Source organism: Streptomyces sp. NPDC001153, assembly GCF_053598315.1.
This window is the reverse complement of record NZ_JBSFJZ010000104.1, coordinates 1-9,059: the sequence shown is the minus strand read 5'-3', so window position 1 is coordinate 9,059 and position 9,059 is coordinate 1. Positions and strand designations below refer to the sequence as shown.

At 70.5% G+C, this 9,059-nt stretch carries 15 protein-coding genes; 9 read left to right on the top strand and 6 right to left on the bottom strand.

Annotated elements, in window-relative coordinates; all coding sequences use genetic code 11:
- Positions 1-157 precede the first annotated feature (157 nt).
- Genes ACWDEN_RS47550 through ACWDEN_RS47540 form a run of 3 tightly spaced genes read left to right on the top strand, consistent with a single transcriptional unit; the run spans position 158 to position 2,407 of the window.
- The gene (locus ACWDEN_RS47550; RefSeq protein WP_450864331.1) at positions 158-1,069 is read left to right on the top strand and encodes a metal ABC transporter permease; all 912 of its coding nucleotides are present in this window, start codon (positions 158-160) and stop codon (positions 1,067-1,069) included.
- Positions 1,066-1,935 (top strand): metal ABC transporter permease, encoded by an 870-nt coding sequence (locus ACWDEN_RS47545; RefSeq protein ID WP_450864329.1) that lies wholly within the window; start codon positions 1,066-1,068, stop codon positions 1,933-1,935. The genes ACWDEN_RS47550 and ACWDEN_RS47545 overlap by 4 nt, the downstream gene beginning before the upstream one ends.
- Before the next feature lie 13 nt (positions 1,936-1,948).
- Positions 1,949-2,407, top strand: coding sequence for a Fur family transcriptional regulator (locus tag ACWDEN_RS47540; RefSeq protein WP_351623013.1), 459 nt, complete (start codon positions 1,949-1,951; stop codon positions 2,405-2,407).
- A gap of 35 nt (positions 2,408-2,442) precedes the next feature.
- Here the strand turns inward: ACWDEN_RS47540 and ACWDEN_RS47535 are convergent, their stop codons facing one another.
- Positions 2,443-3,165, bottom strand: coding sequence for a cation transporter (locus ACWDEN_RS47535; RefSeq protein WP_450864327.1), 723 nt, complete (start codon positions 3,163-3,165; stop codon positions 2,443-2,445).
- A gap of 2 nt (positions 3,166-3,167) precedes the next feature.
- The gene (locus tag ACWDEN_RS47530) at positions 3,168-3,503 is read right to left on the bottom strand and encodes an ArsR/SmtB family transcription factor (RefSeq protein WP_450864325.1); all 336 of its coding nucleotides are present in this window, start codon (positions 3,501-3,503) and stop codon (positions 3,168-3,170) included.
- 112 nt (positions 3,504-3,615) lie between these two features.
- On the opposite strand from ACWDEN_RS47530, the gene rpmF reads away from it, so the two are divergent.
- The 4 genes from rpmF to infA all read left to right on the top strand — a co-directional run bounded on the left by rpmF (position 3,616) and on the right by infA (position 6,321).
- Positions 3,616-3,786, top strand: coding sequence for a 50S ribosomal protein L32 (rpmF, locus tag ACWDEN_RS47525; RefSeq protein WP_055709034.1), 171 nt, complete (start codon positions 3,616-3,618; stop codon positions 3,784-3,786).
- Positions 3,787-3,792: 6 nt separating this feature from the next.
- Positions 3,793-4,974 carry a GTP-binding protein gene (locus ACWDEN_RS47520; RefSeq protein WP_450864333.1) on the top strand — a complete coding sequence of 394 codons (1,182 nt, stop codon included), beginning with the start codon at positions 3,793-3,795 and terminating at the stop codon, positions 4,972-4,974.
- Positions 4,975-5,223: 249 nt separating this feature from the next.
- A complete protein-coding gene (locus tag ACWDEN_RS47515) occupies positions 5,224-6,021 on the top strand; it encodes a GNAT family N-acetyltransferase (RefSeq protein WP_450864323.1) in 798 nt (265 codons plus the stop codon).
- 75 nt (positions 6,022-6,096) lie between these two features.
- Positions 6,097-6,321: a translation initiation factor IF-1 gene (gene infA, locus ACWDEN_RS47510; protein WP_014675926.1), complete on the top strand. Its 225-nt coding sequence runs from the start codon at positions 6,097-6,099 to the stop codon at positions 6,319-6,321.
- A gap of 23 nt (positions 6,322-6,344) precedes the next feature.
- Here infA and rpsR read toward each other — a convergent pair whose 3' ends face one another.
- Genes rpsR through rpmG form a run of 4 tightly spaced genes read right to left on the bottom strand, consistent with a single transcriptional unit; the run spans position 6,345 to position 8,201 of the window.
- Positions 6,345-6,587, bottom strand: coding sequence for a 30S ribosomal protein S18 (gene rpsR / locus ACWDEN_RS47505; RefSeq protein ID WP_351623025.1), 243 nt, complete (start codon positions 6,585-6,587; stop codon positions 6,345-6,347).
- A 20-nt stretch (positions 6,588-6,607) separates the two neighbouring features.
- The gene (locus ACWDEN_RS47500) at positions 6,608-7,777 is read right to left on the bottom strand and encodes a CobW family GTP-binding protein (RefSeq protein WP_351623027.1); all 1,170 of its coding nucleotides are present in this window, start codon (positions 7,775-7,777) and stop codon (positions 6,608-6,610) included.
- Positions 7,774-8,031, bottom strand: a complete 258-nt coding sequence (locus ACWDEN_RS47495) for a type B 50S ribosomal protein L31 (protein WP_450864320.1) — start codon at positions 8,029-8,031, stop codon at positions 7,774-7,776. The genes ACWDEN_RS47500 and ACWDEN_RS47495 overlap by 4 nt, the downstream gene beginning before the upstream one ends.
- 5 nt (positions 8,032-8,036) lie before the next feature.
- Positions 8,037-8,201, bottom strand: a complete 165-nt coding sequence (rpmG, locus tag ACWDEN_RS47490) for a 50S ribosomal protein L33 (RefSeq protein ID WP_351623033.1) — start codon at positions 8,199-8,201, stop codon at positions 8,037-8,039.
- Positions 8,202-8,282: 81 nt separating this feature from the next.
- Between rpmG and rpmB the strand changes: the two genes are divergently transcribed.
- Positions 8,283-8,519: a 50S ribosomal protein L28 gene (gene rpmB / locus ACWDEN_RS47485; protein WP_450864317.1), complete on the top strand. Its 237-nt coding sequence runs from the start codon at positions 8,283-8,285 to the stop codon at positions 8,517-8,519.
- Positions 8,519-8,824 carry a 30S ribosomal protein S14 gene (rpsN, locus tag ACWDEN_RS47480; protein ID WP_351623039.1) on the top strand — a complete coding sequence of 102 codons (306 nt, stop codon included), beginning with the start codon at positions 8,519-8,521 and terminating at the stop codon, positions 8,822-8,824. Before rpmB ends, rpsN begins: the two co-directional genes overlap by 1 nt.
- Positions 8,825-9,059: the final 235 nt, after the last annotated feature.

Genomic DNA, 9,059 nt, shown 5'->3' with positions numbered 1-9,059 from the left:
GGCACACCGACCGAGGTCATCACCTCCGAGACGCTCACCCTGCTGTACGGCACACCGGTCGAGGTGCTGCAGACCTCGGACGGGCGGCTGGTCGTCGTGGGCCAGCCGGAGGCACCGGCCGTGCACACCGACCGGCACGACATCCCGGGGAGCGGTCATGAGGCTCGCTGAGACGGGGGTGCCCGTCTGGTCGTGGAACCTCCTGACCGACTTCCAGGACATGTGGTCCTACCCCTTCATGGTCAACGCGTTCCGCGCGGGCGCGGTCGTGGCCGTGGTCTCTGCGGTCGTGGGGTGGTTCGTGGTGCTGCGGCGGCAGACGTTCGCCGCGCACACCGTCTCCGCCGTCGCCTTCCCCGGCGCCGCCGGAGCGGTCCTGCTCGGAGTGAGCGCGGTCTACGGCTACTTCACGCTGTGTGTGGCCGCCGCGCTGGTCATCGCGGCCCTGCGGGGTGGCGGTGAGCACGAGGAGTCGGCGCTGACCGGGACGGTGCAGGCGTTCCTGCTCGCGTCCGGGTTCCTGTTCACCGCCCTGTACAGAGGGCTGCTGGAGGGGCCGCAGACCATCCTCTTCGGCACCTTCCTGGGGATCACCTCCTCCCAGGTGACCGTGCTGACGGTGGTCGGTGCGGTGGTGCTCGCGGTGCTGGCGCTGATCGGGCGGCCGCTGCTGTTCGCGTCCGTCGACCCGCAGGTCGCCGACGGGCGCGGGGTGCCGGTCCGCGCTCTGTCGGTGGTCTTCCTCGTCCTGCTCGGCGCCGCCACCGCCGAGGCGAGCCAGATCACCGGGACCCTCCTGGTCTTCGCCCTCATGGTGATCCCGGCCGCCACCGCGCAAGTCCTCACCGCCCGCCCGGCGTTGAGTCTGGCCCTGGCCGTCCTGCTGGCCTTCGCCGCGACCTGGCTGGGGCTGACCGCCGCCTACTACTGGCCCTACCCTCTGGGCTTCTTCGTGACGACCATCGCCTTCGCCGGATACCTTCTCGCGCTGGGCCGGCGCTCGCTGCACGAGGTACTCGCTCGCACCCGGGCCGGGGCCACGCCCGCTGCCAAGGAGGTGGTCGCATGACCGTCCTGCTCGCCGCGTCCCCTCTGTCCCACCCGTTCTTCCTGCACGCCTTCCTCGCCGGTACCGCCATCGCCGCCGCCTGCGGACTGGTCGGCTACTTCCTGGTGCTGCGGGCCCAGGTCTTCACCGGCGACGCACTCAGCCACGTCGCCTTCACCGGCGCGATGGCCGCCCTCGCCTTCGGCGCCGACCTTCGCCTCGGGCTGTTCGCCGCCACCATCGCCATGGCGCTGCTCTTCGGCACGCTCGGCCGCAAGGCGCGACCCGACGACGTGGTCATCGGGAGCGTCTTCTCCTGGATCCTGGGCCTGGGCGCCTTCTTCATCACGCTCTACACGACCTCGCGCAGCACCACCAACGGCACCGCCGGCGTCAGCGTGCTGTTCGGCTCCATCTTCGGCATCTCCGCCGGCAGCGCGGCCGTCGCCGCCCTGGTGGCAGCCGGGGTCGGCCTGCTGGTGGTCCTCATCGCTCGGCCGCTGCTGTTCGCCACGCTCGACGAGGCCGTGGCTGCGGCTCGTGGGGTACCGGTCCGGCTGCTCGGCTACGGCTTCCTCGCCCTGGCAGGCATCAGCGCCGCCGAGGCCACCCAGGCGGTCGGTTCCCTGCTCCTGCTCGGTCTGCTCGCCGCCCCGGCGGGCGCCGCGATCCGGCTCACCGACCGCCCCTACCGTGCGCTCGCCCTCTCCGCAGGGCTGGCGGTGCTGGAGATGTGGGCGGGGCTTTTCGCCTCGTACGCGGTGCCGAAGATACCGCCGAGCTTCGCCATCATGGCCGCCGCCACGGCCGTCTACGCCGCGACCTTCCTGATACGACGCCCGGTCCCCCGTCCTCGTACGCGCACCGCCGTCCCCACCGGCACATGAGCGAAGGCACCCGATGGCACCCGACCGCCAGTGCACCCCCATCCCCTCGCACGACGTCACGCTGATCGGCCGCCTCACCCAGCAACGCACCATCGTGGTCGAGGCGCTCATCCGGGCCGACGGCTTCGTCGGCGCCCAAGCCCTCCACAACCAGCTCGCTGCCGCCGGCTCACCGGTCGGCCTCTCCACGGTCTACCGCACGCTGGCCGGCTTGGCCGGCGTCGGCCGGGCCGACATGGTGCGCGACACCAGCGGTGAACGCCTCTTCCGCTACCGCCCGGGACCCGAACACCGCCACTACCTCATCTGCACCGAATGCGGCCTGAGCCGACCCGTCGACTCCGGCCCGGTGGAGGAATGGGCCGACACCGTCGCCCAGAGCTCCGGGTTCGCGAACGTCCGGCACACGGTGGAATTGTCCGGGGTGTGCCCGGACTGCGGCCGACGGCTGGCGGCGGACGAGCGCCGGTGAACTCCGGCGCCACTGCCTGTCCGGAGTGGTCACCGTCAAGGGCAGCAGTCGCATCCCGGAGCACAGCCGCAGGCATCCGCCTCCCGCCGGCCGTCGTCCGGCACGGCGGCCGACGGCCTTGCGCAGCACCCCTGCCCACGCCACGCGTCGCGCCCCTCCTTCACCGCGATCGTGGCGATGACGAGGGCCGCGAGCGGATCCGCCCACGACCAGCCGAACACGGCGTCCGCGACCAGGCCCACCAGCAGCACCGCCGACAAATAGGTGCACAGCAGTGTCTGCTTGGAGTCGGCCACGGCAGATGCGGAGCCGAGTTCCCGACCGGCGCGACGCTGGGCCGCCGACAGGACCGGCATGACCACGAGCGAGAGGGCAGCCAGCACGATCCCGGGCAGGGAGCGCGTCGCCTCGCCTGAGCCGGTCAGGGCCCGTACGGCATCGACGGTCACGTAGGCGGCGAGCGCGAAGAACGACAGCGCGATGATCCGCAACGCGGTCTTCTCCCGGGTCTCACGCACCGCGTGCTCGCGGGCGGAGAACTGCCAGGCGACGGTGGCGGCCGAGGAGACCTCGATGACGGAGTCGAGGCCGAAGCCGATCAGCGCGGTGGACGAAGCCAGGGTCCCGGCCGTGAGGGCGACGGCCGCCTCGACGGCGTTGTAGGTGATGGTCGCGGCGACCAGCAGCCGTATCCGCCTGGCAAGCGCGCCGCGCCTGGCCGGGTCGGGGCCGAGGGAGATGGATGTCTCTGCGCTCACGGTCAGCAGCACCCCTTGTCGTCGGCGTCGACACACGTCCGGTCGCCCTCGACGGCGACCACGGCGGTGCGCAGGTCGTCGAGCGCGTGGCCAAGGCGTTCGTCGGCGAGTTCGTAGCGGGTGCGACGGCCGTCGGGGACGGTGACGACCAGGCCGCAGTCACGCAGGCACGCCAGGTGGTTCGACAGCCTGGTGCGGGAGACGTTCAGCGCGTCGGCGAGGTCGGCGGGATAGGCGGGTGCTTCCCGCAGGGCGAGCAGGATGCGGCAGCGGATCGGATCGGCGAGCGCCCGGCCGAACCGGACCAGGACCTCGATGTCGGAGGCAACAGTCAGCACACCGACAACGGTACACAGGTCCCTGAATTCAGAGAAGCATGAACCGTGCCACTTCGTAATGGTGTTCATTTTCATGTAGCCTGTACTCGCCATCCCAACCAGGAGGATTCCCATGGCCGTTCCCAAGCGGAAGATGTCCCGCAGCAACACCCGCCACCGCCGCGCCCAGTGGAAGGCGACCACGCCGGCGCTCGTACCGGTCATCGTCGACGGAGTGTCATACCTGGTACCGCAGCGGCTGGTGAAGGCGTACGAGCGCGGCCTGCTGCGACCCGAGGGCTGAGCGATGATGCCGTCCGGCCCCTCCGGCCGACTGCCCGTCACCGTCGTGTCCGGTTTCCTCGGCGCGGGCAAGACCACCCTCCTCAACCACGTCCTCGGCAACCGAGAAGGACTGCGCGTCGCGGTCATCGTCAACGACATGAGCGAGGTCAACATCGACGCCGCCCTGGTGCGCGGCGGCGAGGCGGCTCTGTCGCGCACCGAGGAACGCCTGGTCGAGATGACCAACGGCTGTATCTGCTGCACCCTGCGCGACGACCTGCTTCAGGAGGTCGACCGGCTGGCCCGCGAAGGCCGCTTCGACTACCTGCTCATCGAGTCGTCCGGCATCTCCGAACCCATGCCGGTCGCCGCGACCTTCGCCTTCGCCCGCGACGACGGCGCCACTCTCGGTGACCTCGCCCGCCTGGACACCATGGTCACGGTCGTCGACGCCGCGAACTTCCTGCCCGAACTGGCAAGCGGCGACGAACTCGCCGAGCGCGGCCTGGACCAGTACGAGGACGACGAACGCACCGTCAGCGACCTGCTGATGGACCAGATCGAGTTCGCCGACGTCATCGTCCTGAACAAGATCGACTTCGTGGACAAGGAGTCGGCCGACCGGCTGCGAGCGACACTCACCCGCCTCAACCCCGCCGCACGCCTCGTCCCGGCCGTCCACGGCCGCGTGAAGGTGGGCGACGTGCTGGGCACCCGGCTGTTCGACCTGGAACGCGCCCAACAGGCCCCCGGCTGGGTGAGGGAACTCAACGGCGACCACGTACCCGAGACGGAGGAGTACGGCATCTCCTCCACCGTCTTCCGCTCCGAACTGCCCTTCCATCCAGGCAGGTTGTGGACGTTCGTGACCGAGGAGCTCGACAGCGGCGCGTACGGACAGATCCTGCGCTCCAAGGGCTTCTTCACCCTCTCCAGCCGCCCGCACGTGACGGGCCTGTGGTCACAGGCCGGCTCCGTCGCACGCTTCGAGCCGACCGCCGCCCGCGACACCGAGAGCCCCGAGTGCCAGGAACTGGTCTTCATCGGCACACACCTGCACGCGGACGCACTGCACGCGGCACTGGCCGACTGCCTCATGGCCGACGAGGAGAGCCTGCCGCCCACGGACCCGTTCCCCGCCTGGGACACCTACGGCATCGACGGCACCTGCGAGCATGAGCATCCCGAACTCGTGGCGGGCCCCTGAGAACCCCGGGCCGGGCGGCGAACACAGCCACGGCGCCGCCCGGCCCGGTATGGACACCAAGAGCTCCGGATAAATGCGTTGGACTGACCGGCCCCCGCTGATAGCGTCTGAGCGGCCGTGAGAGAACGCGAGGAGGTGAGACCCATGAAGGCTGTATCCATGGGTGCTCCCCCATGTCGTCACGGTGGGCGATTGACGTAGGTGTCGCCGGGAGCGCCTCGGGCAAGGCACTCCTGAGAGGCAACACCTGTGAACTTTGTGCATTCCACTCCGGGCACGGACAACCATCCGGTTGTGGTCACGCGGGTCTCGGACACGCAGTGGCACGCTGTGGAGGACGACCTGACGGTCGGCCGCGGCGTCGCTTCGCGTCGGCCCGACGGGCGGCTCTTCGTCAGCATCGACGCGTGGCACGGCGCGGTCTTCGACCGCATCGCCGACGCGATGCTGGCGGGCCTGCCGACACCGCTGTACACCGTCGTCGACGAGGCCGACGACGACTCGAGGTCCGCCTGGGAGCGGGCCGGCTTCGCCACCGCACGCCGCGAGTGGGGCTATCTCGTGCCCACCGACCCGCAGATCACCGGGCTCGGCTCGGTACGGCCCCCGTCCGGCGTGACGATCGTGCCCGCCGGTGAGGCGGAGGAGGGCCCGCTGCGCGCCCTGGACCGCCTCATCCGCGACGAGGTCGAGGCCACCGTCGGATGGCAGACGATGCCGGCCGAGGTGCTGCCCCGCCCGGCGGGGACCACCGTGCTCGACCCGTCGAAGTACGCGGTGGCAAGGCACATGGACGAGTACGTGGGACTGGTCCGGGTGGGACCGCTGACCCGGCAGCCTCGGATCGGGCTGATCGCCGTCCGGGCCGAACGGCACCGCCGCGGCATCGCCCGGGCGCTGCTGGCCCACACGCTCGGTTCGCTGCACCACTCCGGAACCGCTGCGGCATGGGCCGAGGTGGACGAGTCCAACGCGGCGGCCACCGCCCTGTTCGAGAGCATCGGTGCCCGGCGCGCGGCCGGCACCCTGGAGCTCGTCCGCCACTGACGCGCCACCACATCGCACCGAGCGACCGTTTTTGCTACTGAATTCGCCGTCACAGAACGGGAGAAGTGAGAGACCATGACAAAGGCAGCAGGGGGCGTAGAAGCCGAAGGCACCGTCATCGAGTGCCTGCGCAATGCCACCTTCAAGGTGGAACTCCAGAACGGGCACACGGTGCTCGCCCACATCAGCGGGAAGATCCGGAAGAACCGCATCAAGATCCTCCCGTACGACCGAGTGCTCGTGGAACTCAGCCCCTACGACCTCACCCGCGGCCGGATCCGTTACCGGTACAGGGCGTAACGGAAGGTGCGGCGCCCATCGCCCTATCGGGAGCCGTGGGGCAGGAGCGCCATCTCGCGTGCGTTCTTGATGGCCTGTGCTATCTGCCGCTGCTGCTGACGGGTCACGTGGGTCACCCGACGGCTGCGGATCTTTCCGCGGTCGGAGATGAACTTCCGCAGCAAGTCGGTGTCCTTGTAGTCGATGTAGGTGATGCCGGCGGCGTCCAGCGGGTTGGTGCGCTGACGCTTGGCAGTCTGACGCCGGATGCTGGTGCGTCGGGTCATGGTGAGGTCGGTCCTCTCTTTCAGGTCACAGGGTCGAGCAAGTCGTCGAAGGCGTGCGGGAGTTGCTTCCAGCGGTCCCTGCCCGCCGCGTACTCGTCGTCGGTGAGCAGGCACGAGTCGAGCAGGGCCGACAGGCCGTCGCGGTCCAGGCCGGGCGAGGTGAAGGTGAGGTACTGGCAGCGGTCGCCGTGTTCCGGGTGCCAGTCCACCAAGGCGGCGAGGCGGCGCTCGGCGGGCACCATCTCCCAGGCGGCGTCGGGCAGAGCTGCCAGCCAGGGCCCGGCCGACTCCACGCACAGCGCGCCGCCGGCGGCGTCCCAGGACAGCAGTGTGTCGGGGCGGTCCGCCAGCCAGAACCGCCCCCGGCTGCGCGCGGCGGCGCAGGTGAGGTCCTCAAGCGCCGCGTACAGGCGCTGCGGGTGGAAGGGCCGTTCGCGCCGCCAGACGAAGGTGCTCACGCCGTGCTCGTCGCACTCCTGCGGCAGCAGCGCGCACGCAGGATGCACACGGGCGGCGGCCGCTGCCACGTCGAAGCCCGCCAACAGCGCTGCCCCCAGGGCACCGTCGCTCTCCACCCGTACGCTTCGTGCGCCTGGTGTGAGCTGGGCGAGCAGCGCGTGGTCGGTGTCGTCGGCGACCTCGTCGCAAGGATCGCCGTCGCCGAGGGCGATCACCGTGGGGTACTCCAGCTGCCGGGCGAAGGTGTCGGCGACCGTGCGCTGGTCGGTCGGCGCGGCGGCGAGGCCGACGTCGGCCAGGTCGTCGCCGTTGGACAGGTACGGCAGCACGAGTGCCGGATCGACCGCGGTGGCGACCCCGGTCAGGGCCAGCGGTGCACCGGCGGCGGCGATGACTCCGGCCATGGCCTGGGGCTCGACGGAGTCCCACAGTTCCACGACGGCCAGCCGGTACGTTCCCCCCGCTGCGAGCCGCAGCAGTTCGGGAACGAGATCCTCGCGAAGTGCGCAGCACGCGCAGTCATTCACCAGGGGTGCATCGCCACTGCCCAGCAGGCCGTCGGCGTCGCGTACCGTCCGGTGCACCGCCCTGTCGGCGGCGGATGTCAGGTCGTGGTGCAGCGCGACCGAGCCGGGGACCGTACTCAGGATCTGCTCCACGGCAGCCCGGCGGGCGTCCGCGTGCAACCCGCCGACGATCGCCACCGGCAGCCGCGCCTCGTCCCCGTTCACCGCTCGCTCCGTCCGCGTCCGTACCGCCGCTCGAAGCGCTCGACCCGCCCCGCGGTGTCCAGGACCCGCTGGGTGCCGGTGTAGAAGGGGTGGCTCGCCGAGGAGATCTCGACGTCGATGACCGGGTAGGTGTTGCCGTCCTCCCATTCGACGGTCTTGTCGCTCGTGGCCGTGGACCGGGTGAGGAAGGCGTAGTCGGCGGCCCGGTCACGGAAGACGACTGGGCGGTACTCGGGGTGGATTCCGGACTTCACGGCTCTCAGCGCTCCTCACGGAAGTCGACGTGGCGGCCGGCGCGCGGGTCGTACTTGCGCAGGGTGAGCCGGTCGGGGTTGTTACGGCGGTTCTTGCGCGTCACGTAGGTGTAGCCGGTGCCGGCGGTGGACCTCAGCTTGATGATCGGGCGCAGTTCGTTACGGGCCATGGACAGCACCATACATGGGATTGGTTTTCATTTTCATCTGGGGCTAGTGTGTTGCTGCATCCACCCCAAGGAGGAACAGCCATGTCCGCCCACTGCCAACTCACCGGCCGACAGCCCGGCTTCGGCCATCGCATCTCCCGCTCGCACCGGCGGAGCAAGCGCCGCTTCGACCCGAACATCCAGCACAAGCGCTACTGGCTGCCGAGCGAGGCCCGCCACGTCCGGCTCACGCTCTCGGCCAAGGGCATCAAGACGGTCGACACGATCGGCATCGAGGCCGCGGTGGCCCGCATCCGCGCCCGTGGAGGGAAGGTCTGATGGCGAAGAAGAGCAAGATCGCGAAGAACGATCAGCGGCGCCTCGTCGTGGCCCGATACGCCGCGCGCCGCGCCGCACTGAAGGCGATCATCGCGTTCCCCGGGAGCTCCGACGAGCACCGCGCCGCCGCCCAGCGGGAGCTGCGCCGACAGCCCCGTGACGCCAGCGCCACCCGCCTGCGCAATCGCGACTCCGTGGACGGCCGCCCCCGCGGCTACCTGCGCGCCTTCGGCCTTTCCCGCATCCGCGTACGCGAGATGGCCCACGCGGGCGAGCTCCCTGGCGTGACCAACAGCAGTTGGTGACCCGGCACGCCAGGGGCTCACAACGGGCGCGCCATCGACGCAGCCCGAATCTGTGCCCGGTTTCGAACGCGCCTTCCGCCACTCTGAACGGGGGGCGGCGGCACCGGCTCGTGGCGTGCTGCGACGGCCGGGTGGGTACAGCGTGTCCCGCACGCGGACGGCTTCCGCGTGCGGGACCCGGGGCCGTGCCGGAAGGTCAGCCGGTCGTCAGGGCGGTGTCGTCCACGACGAAGCT